This window comes from Ruegeria sp. CRTD044 (genome assembly GCF_059613485.1).
Map to the genome: position 1 here is coordinate 118,743 of NZ_JBXWSP010000011.1, position 14,786 is coordinate 133,528.

The following is a 14,786-nucleotide window of genomic DNA, read 5'->3' on the forward strand; positions in this document are numbered from 1 at the left end:
CGGATGTGGTGCTCTGGTAGGCGCTTCTTCCTACTCGTCGGTCTTCAGACTGTTTGGATCGAAGACGTTGCCGAACCCACTGTTGCCCGAAGGCTGATCGTCAGGCTCGGCTGAGCTTTCGTCGTCCTGACCACCCAATGTGTTCGGAGCGAACACATTGCCAAAACCGCTGTTGTTAGACGGTTTGGGCGTGGATTGCTGAGCGTCGCCTTGCTCGGCCTCGCGCTGCTTGCGCTGCTCCTCGCGTTGCTTGCGCAATTCCTGAATGCGCTGCTCGGCTTCCAGACGCTTTTCTTCCTTGACGTCCGCGATACACTGGGCCGGGTTGTAGGCCATGGCCGTCCCGACGACAGTGATCGTTGCCACGGCGAACATGACCAGCAGCACGGCCGCCATGTTCCCCGAGAAAAAGCTGGGCAACTTGATCTTGCCCGCCAGCTCCTCGACCGTGGCTTCCTTGCGCGCGGCGGCGACCAGTTCCTGACGCTTCAACTTGGCTTCGTTCAACAGGGCGAAGAAAACGGTCAGCGCCACGATGATAAAGGCCAGCGCCGAAATCGCAGGTGTAATGCCGTAGCGCACCTTCTGAGCCAATTCGATTGTCAGTGTCGGATATTCGCCGAACGTGAAGGTGGTGGTGTTGTAGTTCTCGAACGAGGCAAGAAACGCAAGCACCGCCGCCGAAGCAATCGCCGGGCGCATGAACGGGAGCAGGATCTTGCGAAACGCCTGTGCATGCGTTGCGCCAAGGTCCAGTGCCGCCTCGGTCAGCGCCAGGTCATATCGCTGCAACCGAGCCACCAGAACCAACATGCAATAGCTGGCGATGAAGGTGGATTGGCCAATCACGGTCAGGAAAATACCGTTCGACAAGAAGCTGTCGGCACCCAGCCCCAGCATCCGGTTGATCCGGTCCCAGAAGACCAGCGTCGAGATACCCAGAACAACGCCCGGGATCAGGATCGGTGCGATGATGATCGTGTAGTAGGTCGCGCGCAGCTTGGGCCAGATCTGGGTCAGCATCAACGCTCCAGCCAAGCCCATCGCCACCGACAGAACCACGGTTCCCGCGCCGATGATCAACGAGTTCTTGATGCCGTTCAGGATGCGTTGGTCCTGAAACAACTCGCCGAACCACTGGAAGGTCAGGCATTCCCACGGGCTCATGCGCGGGAAACCAGATGAGTTGAAGGCGGTGATCGACATGATCACCAGCGGACCCAGCAGGTAGGCGAAGAAGATCGCCAGATAGACCCAGATGCTGATACGGAGGAAGGACATGTTCATTTCCCGATATCCCCCATGTTCACCTTGAACAGGCGCATCATTGCCAGCACGAACAGGATACAGGTGACCAGCAGAACGATGGCGTAGGCTGCGCCTTGTGGCCAGTCGTTGTTGTCATTGAACTGCTGATAGATCAGTTGCGTGAACCACAGACTGGATGGCCCGCCCAGGATTTGCGGTGCGGCCAGCGCACCGGCCGACAGCATGAACACCATCGTACAGCCGGAACTGATGCCAGGCTTGGCATAGGGAATGACCACCCTCCAGTGGATCCGCCACCACGGAGCGCCCAAGTCGCGCGCCGCTTCGATCTGGTTTCCATCCAGGCTTTCGATGACGTTGTACATCGGGAAGATCATCAGCAGGATGTACGCGTAGCCGAGGCCCGCATAGAGCGCGATGTCGTTGCGGATGAAATCAAACGGCGTGTCCCAGATCCCCAATCCGACGAACAGCGTGTTCAAAACACCCGTCTCTCCGAAGATGATACGCAGCGCAAAGGCGCGCAGGATCTCGTTGATCCAATAGGGGATGATCAGCATGATCGCGAAGATACGGATGTGATTGCCCTTGGACTGACCCAGGTAATAGGCAATCGGATAGCAAATGATCAGGTTGAAGATCGTCACGCAGACCGCGGCGATCAACGTCCGGAAGAACACACGCAGATCAACGGCGTTGTAGGACTGGCTGCCGCCTTCCGGGCCGTAGATCAGGTATTTGTAGTTCTCCAGCGTGTACACGTCCTTGGGGCCGCCGATTTCCGGCGGCGGCAGGTTGGGACGGAAGGAAAAGTCCAGCATCGACAGCTGCGGCAGGATGATCAGGCCGATCGTCCAGAACAGGACAAGTCCCAGAATCGCGATCCCCATGCCGAAACCGTTGCGGTTGAAGAAGTCCCTGAGGAAGCCAGGCATCGTCGGGCCTCCTTATTCCGCAGCCAGCTCACCCGCCGGAACGACGACCGCGTTGCGGGTTTCGTATTCCAGCGTGATGTTCTGCCCGGTGTGATCTTTGAACGACTGCCCGTGGTTCGGGATCGAAACCTTGATCTCCTTGCCGCCCTCTCCTTCGGTGAAGATGTTGAAGACGTTGCCTTCGAATTCTTCGTGGGTCACCCGTGCCGTGACGAAGTGATCGCCGCTCGTCCCCTCGGGTGCAATCGAGAACGCCTCGGGTCGGATGAACATCATGGCGTCGTCACCTTCGGCCAACTTGCCCTGATTGGCGGTCGATATCCGCGCCACCAAATCGCCGGACCGGTTGGTCGAGATCAGGGCCTCTTCGCCCATCACTCTTTTGACCTTGCCGCGGAAGACGTTGTTTTCGCCCACGAACGAGGCGGCAAAAGCGGTTGTCGGGTCGTTGTAGATGGTCTTGCCATCGGCGATTTGGTCGATCACGCCAGCGCGCATCACGGCGATGTTGTCCGACATTGTCAGGGCCTCGCCCTGGTCGTGGGTGATGTAGATGAAGGTGATGCCCACACGCTTTTGGATTTCGCGCAGCTCGGTGCGCATGTGCTGGCGCAGCTTGAGATCCAGCGCCGACAGCGGTTCGTCCAGCAGCAGCACGTCTGGCTCGGCGCACAGAGCGCGCGCGATGGCCACTCGTTGGCGCTGACCGCCCGACAATTCGCTGGGCAGCTTGTCGCCCTGATCAGGCAGGGCGATCATGTCCAGCAGCTCGTCCGCGCGTTTGCGCCGTTCGGCGGCGCTGGCCCCTTTGATCTCCATCGAAAAAGTTATGTTCTCCCACACCTTCATGAGCGGAAACAGCGCGAGGTTCTGAAAGATCAGAGCAGTAGGACGCTTGTTCGGCCCGATGCCCTTCATGTTCTTGCCGCCGATCAGGACATTGCCTTCGCTGGGCTCGAGGAACCCCGAGACCGCCCGAAGGATCGTGGTCTTGCCGCAGCCCGAAGGCCCAAGGAACGAAAAGAAATCGCCCCCGTTGATGTTCACGTTCGCATCTCGCACAGCGACAAAATCGCCGAAGCGGATCCACAGGTTTTCCAGATCAACTCCGATCCCTGCACTCATTTTTGGTATCTCCCTGTGATGCAGCCTCAGGCCGCACCGCATCGTTGTCCGTCACGCGGGGCAAACGCGTGCGGGGTCCAAAGGCCCCCCGCGCGACAACGCGAGGGGCGCGATCTCAAGGCGATCAGGCGCTCTTGAACTTGTTAACGAACTCGGTCCGGGTCTCGGCGTACCACGGTGCTTCGGCAGGCCACGGGTTCAGGTTGGCCAGCGAGTCGCCCGGATAGGCCTCGGCAAAGTTCTTCTTGTAGGTGTCGCCCGAATACTGGTCGGCACCCAGAACCGGCGAGTTGTAGCCGTGGCTGTCGATTGCGACACCGGCCGGCTTGGCCTGATAGGCGAAGTCAATGAAGGCGTAGACCTGGTCGATATTGGTTGCGCCGGTCGGCATCGAAATACCGTCGACCCAAGCCATCGCACCCTCGACCGGAGCCTGGTAGTGCACCGGTTCGCCAGCGGATTTCAGTGCCAGCGGCGGACCATCCCAAGTCTGTCCGACGACAACCCCTTCGTTCAGCAGGCCGTTCTTCTGGGTGTCGGCATCGTTCCAGATCAGTTTGATCCGGTCCTTGCGGGCGATGCACCAGTCGGTGATCTGACCCCAGACCTTGCGCATGGTGTCTTCGTCGCCATATGCGGCCCAGACCGAGCCGGGCTCCATCTCGCCGATGCGCTCCATGTACAGACCCGCGCCCAGCATCATCGAATGCGCGCGACCCATGGTCTTGCCGGCGTTTTCTTCCGACCAGACGTCACCATAGGACGGAGCGTCGCCCTCGGGCAGCCACAGGTCGGTGCGATAGGCAATGCCTTCGGTACCCCAGATATGCGGCAGCCAATGCGCGCCGCTGTCACCAAAGTTCCAGGCATCGGTGCCGATCTTGGCCATCGCCGGGTTGACCTTGTCGATCGGGACCCTGTTCATGTCGAACGGCTGCAGAAGCTCCAGCGGCTCCCACTGCAGCGACCGGTTGTTGGTCGGCGAAACGATATCAAAGCCCTGGCCCTTGGTGGCCTTCATCTTGTTGATGATCTCTTCGTTCGAGCCAATTCCGGTGTAGTTCACCTTGATCCCGGTCAGGGTTTCGAACTCTTCGATGAAGCTGGGCGGCAGGTAATCCGACCACATCAGGATGTTGACTTCGCCCGAAGATGCCAGGGCGCTTTTGCTGTACAGAGGTGACGCCAGCGCAGCTGCGCCGGCCCCTTTCAACACCGTACGACGGCTGAAGTTTGACGATTTGGTCATTCGTGTTTCTCCCGTGTTTGGACTGAGTATTGTTTTTTATCCGTGCGTCACGTTAGAGTTTTGCGGTCGCCCCGTCAGTCCAAAAAGTGACAGTTTGCGAAATTCTTAGGTCCAGTTCCCTCGGAAGCCCAAGCCCGGAGCCTGCCCAAACAGCACGCGCCTCTGCGGGAATTCGCGCAAGGATCATATATCAAAAGGGTCGACGATACCTAACGGCGCATCGGAACTGGCCTCATGTCACACAGGGAGATCACGCGAATTTTTACGCATCCGCCTAATCGATGCGCATCATTTCAGCCGCAAAAATCGATTTGCGACAAATTCAGACCAGAATCACGACGCGGTCGGAGCTATTTGCGCATTGACCGGCCGTCATGAAACAGATGGATCTTCTCCGGCGCGGCAGTCACCGAAACCGTCTGGCCACGCAAGCCACGATGGATGCCCGGCAGTTTGCCGATCACCGACTCAGCGCCGGGGGCTTTCGCGAAATAGAGCAGCGTCACCTCGCCCAAGGCTTCGGTAAAGTCCACGGTCCCGGTCACGATGGGGTCACCGTCGGCGACCACCAGATCCTCGGGCCGCACACCCACGTTGACCTTCTTGCCGGCGTCGGCGTCCTCGGTCGGTATGGCCGAAACTGCCGTTCCGCCACAGTCCAACGCAACGGTCGTGGTGGCACCGGTGCCGGTGATCGTGCCCGGCAGCAGGTTCATGGCAGGCGAGCCGATAAACTGGGCCACGAATTCATTGTCGGGCGTCTCGTACAGCTCCAGCGGCGTACCAACCTGTGCGATGCCCTTGTTGGCCAGAACCACGATCCGGCTGGCAAGGGTCATTGCCTCGACCTGATCGTGGGTCACATAGATCATCGTGCTGTCGGGCATCGCCTCTTTCAGGCGCGCGATCTCGATCCGTGTGGCCACCCGCAGCGCGGCATCCAGGTTCGACAGCGGCTCGTCGAACAGATAGACCTTGGGGTCGCGCACGATGGCCCGGCCGATGGCGACCCGCTGACGCTGACCGCCCGACAGAGCTTTGGGCAGACGGTCTAGAAACGGTTCCAGCTGCAGGATCTGCGCCGCGCGGTTCACCGCGGCGTCGATCTGATCGGCGGGCATCTTGGCGATCTTCAGGGCAAAGGCCATGTTCTCGCGCACGGTCATGTGCGGATACAGCGCATAGCTTTGGAACACCATGGCGATGCCGCGCTGTGCCGGGGGCACATCGTTCATCATCTGCCCCTCGATTTCCAACGTTCCGCCCGAAATGCGTTCCAGCCCCGCGATCATCCGCAGCAGGGTGGACTTGCCGCAGCCCGAGGGGCCGACGAACACGATCAACTCGCCGCGCTCGATCTCGAGGTTGATGTCTTTCAGGACATCGACATTGCCATAGGTCTTGGCGACATCGGTCAGCTTGAGCTCGGACATGGGTTACCCTTTCTCTCGGACCATCAGGCAGAACTGCGAGGACGCCAGCGTGGCGCGGCCCTGTGCCTCGACTGCGCCCAGATCCTGACCGATGCAGCGCCAGTTGCCCTTGGGCAGGGCGATTTCGGCGGCGCCATCGCCCAGGTTGAAGGCACAGAACACCTGCTGGGTGTCATCCTCGCGCAGGAAGCTGAGGATCGGGCCGGTTTCGCGCATGTCGGACTGGGTGCCCGACATCAGCGCCGGGTATTCATGGCGCAAAGCGATGGCCCGGCGATAATTGTTCAGCACCGACTGCGGGTCGGCGTCCATCCGGTCAACGGCGCGCTCGGCCTGCGCGGTGCTGACGGGCAGCCAGGGCGCACCGGTGGTAAAGCCCGACTGTTCGTCCTGCGCGGCCCAGACCATGGGCGTGCGGCAGCCGTCGCGGCCCTTGTATTCAGGCCAGAACTCGATGCCATAGGGGTCCTGCAGGTGCTCAAAGGGCACGTCGGCCTCGGGCAGGCCCAGCTCTTCGCCCTGATACAGGCAGGCCGAGCCGCGCAGGCACATCATCAGAACCGCGTGCTGCCGGATGCCGGCCTCGTCCAGATCCCAGCGCGAGGCGTGGCGCTGTACGTCGTGGTTGGAGAATGCCCAGCACGGCCAGGCGTCGCCGGCCTTGGACAGAAGCTGGTCGAACACATGCTTGGTGTATTCTGCCGTCAGGCGGCGTTTTTCCAGAAATTCAAAGGCATAGCACATGTGCATGCGCTGGTCGCCACGGGTGTATTCGCCCATGATCTCAAGCCCGCGCTGTGCGTCGCCCACCTCGCCCAGACAGGCGCGACCGTCATATTGATCGGTCAGGGCGCGCAGCCGTTCCAGGAAGGCGATGTTTTCCGGCTGGCTCTTGGAATACAGGTGATCCTGATGGTTGTAGGGGTTGACCATCGGCGCGATGGTGGCGTTGCGCTGATCCAGCGGCAGCGCCGGGTTGTCGCGCAGCTGCGCGTCGTGGAAGTAGAAGTTGATCGTGTCCAGCCGGAACCCGTCAACGCCCATGTCCAGCCAGAACCGCGCCACGTCCAGCAGCGCGTCCTGCACATCGGGGTTGTGGAAATTCAGATCCGGCTGCGAGGTCAGGAAGTTGTGCAGGTAATACTGCTGCCGGCGCGTATCCCACTGCCAGGCCGAGCCGCCGAAGATCGACAGCCAGTTGTTGGGCGGGGTCCCGTCGGGCTTGGGGTCAGCCCAGACATACCAGTCGGCCTTGGGGTTTTCGCGGTTGCTACGGCTGTCGACGAACCACGGATGCTGGTCCGAGGTATGCGACAGAACCAGGTCGATCATCACCCGCAGACCCAGACCATGGGCGCGGTCCAGCAGCGTCTGGAAATCCTCCATCGTGCCGAACATCGGATCGATGGCGCGATAGTCGCTGACATCGTACCCGAAATCCTTCATCGGCGACTTGAAGAAGGGCGAGATCCAGATCGCATCGACCCCCAGACCGGCGATGTAGTCCAGCCGCTGGGTGATGCCCCGCAGGTCTCCGATGCCGTCGCCGTTGCTGTCCTGAAAGCTGCGCGGATAGATCTGATAGATCACCCCGCCGCGCCACCAGTCAGACGCCGTCTTGGTTGAGTGCTTGAGGTCCACGTTGTTCTGCACGTTCATCACACGCCCTTATTTGACTGAACCGGCCAGCAATCCGCGGACCAGGTATTTCTGCATTGCAAAGAAGACGACCAGCGGCACCGCGATCGACACGAATGCGGCCGTGGCCAGGATTTCCCAATTGCCGCCACGGGTGCCCAGAAGCTCGACGATACTGTTGGTCATCACGGTGGTTTCTCCGGATGCGTCGATCAGGAACACTTTGGCCACCAGCAAGTCGTTCCATGTCCACAGGAACTGGAAGATGGCGAACGAGGCCAGCGCCGGAAAGCTCAGCGGCAGGATCAGCTTGGTGAAGATTTGAAACTCGGTGGCGCCATCGACCCGCGCATTCTCAATCAGGTCGCGGGGCAGCCCGGCCATGTAGTTGCGCAAAAGATAGATCGCCAGCGGCATGCCAAAGCCGGTATGGGCCAGCCAGACGCCCAGATACCCTTTGCCGATGCCGATGTTCAGGTGGAATTTCAGCAGCGGGATCAGTGCCAACTGCAAGGGCACCACCAGCAGACCGACTACCGCGGCGATCAACAGCGCACGGCCCGGGAAATCCATCCAGGCCAGCGCATAGGCCGCAAAGGCCGCCACCAGGATCGGGATGATCGTGGCCGGAATCGTGACCGTCAACGTGTTGAAGAACGCCTTGGCCATGCTGTCAGTGCTGTCCTCGGCCAGCAGGACCTTGTGGTAGTTGTCCAGCGTGAACTCGGGCGGCAGTTCGGCGGTCACGAAGACGCGCGACCCACGGCTGCCGGTGAATTCCTCGGCGTTCTCCATCCGGTAGTCGCCATTGGCCTGAACGGTGATCGTACCGCCCTTGCGCAGTTCGGCGGTCTGGCCCGGCTCAAACGCATCGATCTCGCGCGAGCTGATGCCCCATTTCGAGATGCGCGCCTTGGTTCCGGCGTCGAACAGGTTGCCCTCGATCACATACAGGCCGTTTTCCTGCATCTGGGTGTCGGGCGCGGCGCTGCGCAGCGTCAGGTTCTGCTCGGACGGGAAAATCGCCCGCCACCAGCCGCTGGTCGCGATCTGGTCCGCCGTGCGGAAGGACGAGATGAACAGGCCCAGCGTTGGCACCACCCACAGCACCACCAGAAACAGAACCGAGGCATGTACGGCCCATCTGAGCGCCGGGCGGGTTCCTGCGATCTCACTCATGACGCGCCCTCCTATTCCATTTCCTTGCGCGCGTTGCGCACGTTCCAGACGAGGATCGGCGTCACCAGCAGCATGATCACCATGGCCGAGGCCGAGCCCACGCCCCAGTCATTGGCGCGGAACAGCTTGTCGAACATGTAGTTGGCCAAGACCTGTGTCTCCCACTGGCCGTTGGTCATGGCGAAAACGATGTCGAACACCTTCAGCACGACGATGGTGATCGTGGTCCACACCACCAGAATCGTGGTCTTGATCTGCGGCACCTTGATCTTGAAGAAGATCTGGAACGGGCTTGCGCCATCCAGAATGGCGGCCTCGACCGTTTCTTCGGGAATGCCGCGCAGGGCAGCCGACAGGATCACCATGGCAAAGCCCGTCTGAATCCAGACCAGCACGATCATCAGGAAGAAATTGTTCCAGAACGGGATCGTCAGCCAGGTCTGCGGGTCGGTTCCGCCAAAGAAGATGTACAGGGCATTCAGCATGCCGATCTGGTCCTGCTCGACGGGACGGGTGTCATAGACAAGCTTCCAGATCACCGATGCGCCCACGAACGAGATCGCCATCGGCATGAAGATCAGAGACTTGGCGACATTGCCCCATCGGATGCGGTCGGTCAGCTGGGCGACCAACAGGCCAAATGCTGTCGACAGCGCCGGGACCACGATCAGCCACAGCATGTTGTTACGCATCGCTTCCCAGAATTTGGGCTCTCCCATCATCTGGGCGTAGTTGTCCAGACCCACCCATTCGTATCCGCCGCCGGGCACCCGGTCGGTCAGGGACAGGCGTAGCGTTTCCACCACAGGGTAGGCCAGGTACAGCCCCAGCGCGACCAGAGCGGGGAATAGAAACAACCATGGCCGGACCATGTTTGCCCGATTGATGTTGCGTCCGGCGTTCGGGCCGCGCGGCGGGAACAGAATCTTGTCCAGAAACTGGTTGGACAGGTAGAAGTACCCAACGCAGCCGGATACGCCGATGGCGATCGTCAGCAGACCTTGCAATGCGGGATGCATGTCACCCTCCCTGGCGACAATGGGTAGGGCAACCCGGAGGTCGGATTGCCCGGTTTCATGGCTTTACTGGATCGCGTCCCAAGACGCCTGGATCTCGTCCGCCACCTCTTGCGCGGGTTTGCCACCGGCATAGTCGACCATGCCCGTCCAGAACGTGCCTGCGCCAACCGCACCCGGCATCAGGTCAGACCCGTCAAAGCGGAAGGTGGTCGCACCCAGAAGAATGTCGTTCATCTTCTTCAGGGTCGGGTCCGAGAAGGCCGAGGTATCGACACCCTTGTGCGGGGTCAAAAAACCGCTGAGCGCCATCCAGGTCTCATGCGCCTCGGGCGTCTGCAGATAGGCGATCAGGTCATGCGCGGCGGGGCTGTCATTGGTGATCGCCCACAGGGTGCCCGCGCCCAGAACCGGGCTGCCCAGATCCTTGCCTTCATAGGCCGGGAAGTAGAAGAAATCGGCATCTTCGCCCACGACTGTGCCTTCGGGGAAGAAGGCCGGGATGAACGAGGCCTGACGGTGCATGTAGCACTGCGGCGGCGAGCTGAACATGCCTTTGGGGCTGTCGCGGAAATCCGTGGTTGCAACCGCACCGGCCCCACCGGCGACGTAGTCGTCATTGCGGGCGAATGCACCGAATTCCTCGATCGCGGCTACGACCTTGGGATCGTTGAATTTCAGCTCGTTGGCAACCCACGCGTCATAATCCTCCGGGGACTGGGTGCGCAGCATCATGTCCTCGACCCAGTCGGTCGCAGGCCAACCTGTTGCGCCGCCCGACCCCAGACCGATGCACCAGGGTGTGCCTCCATCGGCGACGATCTGGTCGGTCAGGGCCTTGAGCTCTTCCATCGTGGTCGGGACTTCATATCCCGCGTCCTCGAAATTCTCGGGCACGTACCAGACCAGCGATTTCACATCGACCTTGTAGAAGAAGCCGTACAAATGATCCTGACCGTCCGGCCCAGCGTAAGTGCCCAGATCGACCCAGGACTGCCCGGCCGCGTAGTTGTCCCGGATCCAGTCGGCGGTCCCGTCAGCAAGCGGCGTCAGAAACCCGGCCTTCGCCATGTCGGCAGCAAGACCCGGCTGGGGGAACACGGCGATGTTCGGTGCCGATCCGGCCTCGGCGTCGATGCGGATCTGCTGCTCGAAGCTGTCCGACCCGACATAGGCATATTCATGACCGGTGGCCGCGGCAAAGCCGTCCAGAACCTTTTCGACATTCTCCTGGTCCGGGCCAAGCCACGGGCCGAACACGGTGACCTTTTCGGCCTGCGCCGCGCCCGCCATCAGGGCGAACGTGGCCGCACCTGCCAAAAGCGAGTGTTTCATTGATTTTCCTCCCAACTGTATCCGCGCGTGTGAGACTCAATTTTCAAAGCGCTTTGAATGCGGCCGTTATCCGCTAACATGTTGGCCCTGTCAATGGCTAGATTTTGGCTTGGGCCGCCTGTGCCCATGTTTTCATGGTATATTGCAGAGAATGGCAAAACAACTTGACGCAAGCGGCAAATCCCCACACAACAGGGCGCACACAAGCATTGAAAGCGTTTTGAAACCGCTATGAACCTCAAGCAGCTCTCTCAGATCCTGGGTCTGTCACAGACGACGGTCAGCCGCGCGCTGAACGGTTACCCAGAGGTGAACGAAGAGACACGCCTGCGGGTTCAGGCGGCGGCGGCCAAACATGGTTATCGGCCGAACGCGCGGGCCAAGGGGCTGGCGACGGGTCGGTCGATGGTGATTGGCCACGTGATCCCCAGCTCGTCGCGCCACGAGATGGTGAACCCGATCTTCGGCGATTTCGTCGCCGGCGCGGTCAAGAAATATGCCGAGCACGGCTACGACATGATGTTTACCAATGCTGACGACACCTCGATCGAGGACGCCTATCGCAGCCTGTTCCAACGCGGGGCAGTCGACGGCGTGGTGCTGCAGGGCCCAAAAGTGAACGAGCCGCGGATTGAGGTTTTGACCAGGATGCAGGTTCCGTTCATCGTGCATGGCCGATCCACCGGCGTCAGCGTGCCCTATGACTGGATCGACGTGAACAACAAAAGCTCATTCCTGCGCGCCACCCGCTTTCTGATCGACCTGGGCCACCGGCGGATCGCGCTGATCAACGGGCTGGAGGACATGGACTTTGCCCAAAGGCGCCGCGACGGGTATCTCGAGGCGCTGAAACAGGCCGGCCTGTCGCCCGACCCGGCCCTGATGCGCAGCGCCGAGATGACCGAGGTCTATGGCCATCACGAAACCCGCGACATGCTGCGGCTGGACGATCCGCCGACCGCGATCCTGACCTCGTCGATGATCTCGGCGATCGGGGTGCGGCGCGCGCTGGACGAGGCCGGGCTGAAAATGGGCCGCGACGTATCGGTGATCGCCCATGACGATGACCTGTCCTATCTGAAGAACGGACAAGACGTTCCGATCTTTACCGCCACCCGGTCTTCGGTACGCCACGCCGGCGAACTAGCCGCCGAGATGCTGATCGAGCGCATCCGCGCGCCCCACGATCCGGCCAAGACTAGATTGCTCGAGGCCGAACTGGTAGTCGGCGGCTCGACCGGTCCCGCCCCCAACAGGTTCTGAACATGAAATACACCCGCGCTGATTTCCCCAAAGACTTCCTCTTTGGTGTCGCAACCTCGGCCTATCAGATCGAAGGCCACGCACAGGGCGGCGCCGGCCCGACCCATTGGGACAGTTTCGCGGCCACGCCCGGCAACGTGGTGCGTTCCGAAAACGGCGATCTGGCCTGCGACCACCTGCACCGGTTCGAACAGGATTTCGACCTGATCCGCGAGGCCGGGTTCGACTGCTATCGCTTTTCCACCAGCTGGGCGCGCGTACTGCCCGAAGGGCGCGGTCCGGTGAACCAGGCCGGGTTGGACTATTATGACCGGCTGGCCGACGCCCTGCTGGAACGCGGCATCCGCCCCTGCGCCACCCTGTATCATTGGGAGCTGCCCTCAGCCCTGGCCGATCGGGGCGGCTGGCGCAACCGCGACATCGCCGACTGGTTCGCCGATTTCACCGAGATCATCATGGGCCGCATCGGCGACCGCATGTACAGCGTCGCCCCGATCAACGAGCCCTGGTGCGTCAGCTGGCTGAGCCATTTCGAAGGCCACCACGCCCCCGGCCTGCGCGACATCCGCGCCACGGCCCGCGCCATGCATCACGTCCTTCTGGCCCACGGCCGCGCGATTCAGGCGATGCGGGGCCTTGGGATGTCCAACCTGGGCGCGGTGTTCAACCTCGAATGGGCCGAACCCGCCGATGATACCCCCGAGGCCCGCGAAGCCGCCGATCTGTATGACGGTATCTACAACCGGTTCTTCCTCGGCGGCGTGTTCAACAAAGCCTACCCCGAGAACGTCCTGCAAGGGCTGCAGGCCCACCTGCCCGACGGGTGGCAGGACGATTTCGACACGATCGGCACGCCGGTCGACTGGTGCGGGCTGAACTACTATACCCGCAAGCTGATCGCGCCCGTCGACACGCCCTGGCCCAGTCTGCAAGAGGTGCCTGGCCCTCTGCCCAAGACGCAGATGGGGTGGGAGATCGAGCCAAGCGCGCTGACCCGGTTCCTGACCCGTACGGCACGGGACTACACAGGCGATCTGCCGATCTATGTCACCGAAAACGGCATGGCCAGCCCCGAGCGGCAGCAGGATGACGACCGCATCGACTATCTGAATCAGCATCTGTCGGCGGTGCAGGACGCGCTGGATCAAGGCGTTCCGGTCAAGGGCTATTTCATATGGTCGCTGCTGGACAACTACGAATGGGCGCTGGGATACGAAAAGCGGTTCGGCCTGGTCGATGTCGATTTCGACACGCTGGAACGGCGCCCCAAGGCCTCGTTCCGGGCGATGCAGGCGGCTTTGGCCCAGGGCGAACCGGTCTCGGTCCCGATGGCGCAGCCCAGAGGCGCGATGCACGACCACTGGAACCTGGTGGCCGATATCGGCGGCACCAACACGCGGCTAGGGGTCGTCACAAATGGCACGCTCACCGATCTGCGCAAATCGCCCACCGGCAGCCTGCCCGAGTTTCTGGCCGCCCTGCACGACCTGTGCGCCGAAATCGGAACGCCGCCGCGCGCCGTGGTCGCCGCGGGCGCGGGCCCGGTGCGCAATGGCACGATCCGTCTGACCAATGCCAATCTGGACCTGTCCGAGGCCGACATCGCCACAGCCACTGGCGCGGACCATACCTTTGTCATCAACGACTTCACCGCCGCCGCGTGGTCGGTGGCCGAGATTACCCGCGATGACGTGCAGGCCCTGCAGGGCGACCCGACCCCGCCCAAGGGCACCCGACTGGTGGTCGGCCCCGGCACTGGGCTGGGGGTCGGCGCGCTTTTGTATTCCGAAGGCCACTATCACACCGTCTCGGGCGAGGGCGGCCATGTCGGCCTGTCACCCCGCACCCGCGACGAGGTGGACGTGTTCGAAGCCGCCCGCCGGATCGCGCCCGAGTGCTTCTTTGGCGACAGCCTGACGCTCGAGGCCGAAATGTTCCTCAGCGGTACGGGCCTGCCGATCCTGTACCGCGCCGCGGGCATGGCCGCGGGCCAGCCCGACACGCCCGTCCTGCCCGCCAAGGACATCCTGCAGGCCGCGCAGAACGGATCCGATCCGCTCGCCATGCGCGCCGCGCAGATCTTCACCACCCACTTGGGCGCCGTGATGGGCGACATGGCCGTGACCGTGATGCCCACGGGCGGCGTCTTCCTGGTGGGCGGCGTGGCCGAGAAGAACCGCTGGCTGTTCGGCGACGACTTCCTGGCGGCCTTCAACGCCGGAGGCCGGTTCGACGCGCTGCGGCAGGGCTTTGGCGTTTATGTGTCGGAACAGGCCGAATTTGGCATTGTTGGCGCTAACAACTTCTGCAAAAATGCGCTCGCGCGGTAAACTCACCGCCTGAT

11 protein-coding genes and 1 pseudogene are annotated in these 14,786 nt (G+C 61.8%); 3 read left to right on the forward strand and 9 right to left on the reverse strand.

The features are described 5' to 3' along the window. Window positions 1-30: 30 nt before the first annotated feature. The 9 genes from AC2FNL_RS10585 to AC2FNL_RS10625 form a co-directional block, all read right to left on the reverse strand. Entirely contained in the window at window positions 31-1,287 is a 1,257-nt protein-coding gene (locus tag AC2FNL_RS10585) for an ABC transporter permease (protein ID WP_170365990.1), read from the reverse strand. Then, on the reverse strand, window positions 1,284-2,204 hold the full coding sequence (locus AC2FNL_RS10590) for an ABC transporter permease (RefSeq protein WP_093963158.1): 921 nt from the start codon (window positions 2,202-2,204) through the stop codon (window positions 1,284-1,286). Before AC2FNL_RS10590 ends, AC2FNL_RS10585 begins: the two co-directional genes overlap by 4 nt. Before the next feature lie 12 nt (window positions 2,205-2,216). Further along, on the reverse strand, window positions 2,217-3,329 hold the full coding sequence (locus AC2FNL_RS10595; RefSeq protein WP_093963159.1) for an ABC transporter ATP-binding protein: 1,113 nt from the start codon (window positions 3,327-3,329) through the stop codon (window positions 2,217-2,219). Between the two features lie 124 nt (window positions 3,330-3,453). Then, complete coding sequence (locus AC2FNL_RS10600) at window positions 3,454-4,578, reverse strand: extracellular solute-binding protein (protein ID WP_496833529.1); 1,125 nt, start codon at window positions 4,576-4,578, stop codon at window positions 3,454-3,456. A gap of 350 nt (window positions 4,579-4,928) precedes the next feature. Continuing rightward, complete coding sequence (locus tag AC2FNL_RS10605) at window positions 4,929-6,011, reverse strand: ABC transporter ATP-binding protein (RefSeq protein WP_496833531.1); 1,083 nt, start codon at window positions 6,009-6,011, stop codon at window positions 4,929-4,931. A 3-nt stretch (window positions 6,012-6,014) separates the two neighbouring features. Next, window positions 6,015-7,670 (reverse strand): alpha-glucosidase, encoded by a 1,656-nt coding sequence (locus tag AC2FNL_RS10610; protein ID WP_496833532.1) that lies wholly within the window; start codon window positions 7,668-7,670, stop codon window positions 6,015-6,017. A 9-nt stretch (window positions 7,671-7,679) separates the two neighbouring features. Next, window positions 7,680-8,828, reverse strand: coding sequence for a carbohydrate ABC transporter permease (locus tag AC2FNL_RS10615; RefSeq protein WP_496833534.1), 1,149 nt, complete (start codon window positions 8,826-8,828; stop codon window positions 7,680-7,682). Between the two features lie 11 nt (window positions 8,829-8,839). Further along, window positions 8,840-9,847 (reverse strand): carbohydrate ABC transporter permease, encoded by a 1,008-nt coding sequence (locus AC2FNL_RS10620; RefSeq protein WP_496833536.1) that lies wholly within the window; start codon window positions 9,845-9,847, stop codon window positions 8,840-8,842. Window positions 9,848-9,910: 63 nt separating this feature from the next. Then, window positions 9,911-11,179, reverse strand: coding sequence for an ABC transporter substrate-binding protein (locus AC2FNL_RS10625; protein ID WP_093963165.1), 1,269 nt, complete (start codon window positions 11,177-11,179; stop codon window positions 9,911-9,913). Window positions 11,180-11,410: 231 nt separating this feature from the next. Here AC2FNL_RS10625 and AC2FNL_RS10630 point away from each other — a divergent pair, with 231 nt between their 5' ends. The 3 genes and pseudogenes from AC2FNL_RS10630 (at window position 11,411) to AC2FNL_RS10640 (ending at window position 14,772) form a co-directional block, all read left to right on the forward strand. Further along, a complete protein-coding gene (locus AC2FNL_RS10630) occupies window positions 11,411-12,442 on the forward strand; it encodes a LacI family DNA-binding transcriptional regulator (RefSeq protein ID WP_170371964.1) in 1,032 nt (343 codons plus the stop codon). Between the two features lie 2 nt (window positions 12,443-12,444). Further along, window positions 12,445-13,743: pseudogene (locus AC2FNL_RS10635) on the forward strand (GH1 family beta-glucosidase); the annotation flags it as partial. A 48-nt stretch (window positions 13,744-13,791) separates the two neighbouring features. Then, on the forward strand, window positions 13,792-14,772 hold the full coding sequence (locus AC2FNL_RS10640; protein ID WP_496833778.1) for a glucokinase: 981 nt from the start codon (window positions 13,792-13,794) through the stop codon (window positions 14,770-14,772). The last annotated feature ends 14 nt before the right edge of the window (window positions 14,773-14,786 follow it).

Bases quoted from the DNA above. Each gene is read 5' to 3' on its own strand.
- AC2FNL_RS10585 (WP_170365990.1), bottom strand. From the start codon at position 1,287: ATGAACATGTCCTTCCTCCGTATCAGCATCTGGGTCTATCTGGCGATC.
- AC2FNL_RS10590 (WP_093963158.1), bottom strand. From the start codon at position 2,204: ATGCCTGGCTTCCTCAGGGACTTCTTCAACCGCAACGGTTTCGGCATG.
- AC2FNL_RS10595 (WP_093963159.1), bottom strand. From the start codon at position 3,329: ATGAGTGCAGGGATCGGAGTTGATCTGGAAAACCTGTGGATCCGCTTC.
- AC2FNL_RS10600 (WP_496833529.1), bottom strand. From the start codon at position 4,578: ATGACCAAATCGTCAAACTTCAGCCGTCGTACGGTGTTGAAAGGGGCC.
- AC2FNL_RS10605 (WP_496833531.1), bottom strand. From the start codon at position 6,011: ATGTCCGAGCTCAAGCTGACCGATGTCGCCAAGACCTATGGCAATGTC.
- AC2FNL_RS10610 (WP_496833532.1), bottom strand. From the start codon at position 7,670: ATGAACGTGCAGAACAACGTGGACCTCAAGCACTCAACCAAGACGGCG.
- AC2FNL_RS10615 (WP_496833534.1), bottom strand. From the start codon at position 8,828: ATGAGTGAGATCGCAGGAACCCGCCCGGCGCTCAGATGGGCCGTACAT.
- AC2FNL_RS10620 (WP_496833536.1), bottom strand. From the start codon at position 9,847: ATGCATCCCGCATTGCAAGGTCTGCTGACGATCGCCATCGGCGTATCC.
- AC2FNL_RS10625 (WP_093963165.1), bottom strand. From the start codon at position 11,179: ATGAAACACTCGCTTTTGGCAGGTGCGGCCACGTTCGCCCTGATGGCG.
- AC2FNL_RS10630 (WP_170371964.1), top strand. From the start codon at position 11,411: ATGAACCTCAAGCAGCTCTCTCAGATCCTGGGTCTGTCACAGACGACG.
- AC2FNL_RS10640 (WP_496833778.1), top strand. From the start codon at position 13,792: ATGCACGACCACTGGAACCTGGTGGCCGATATCGGCGGCACCAACACG.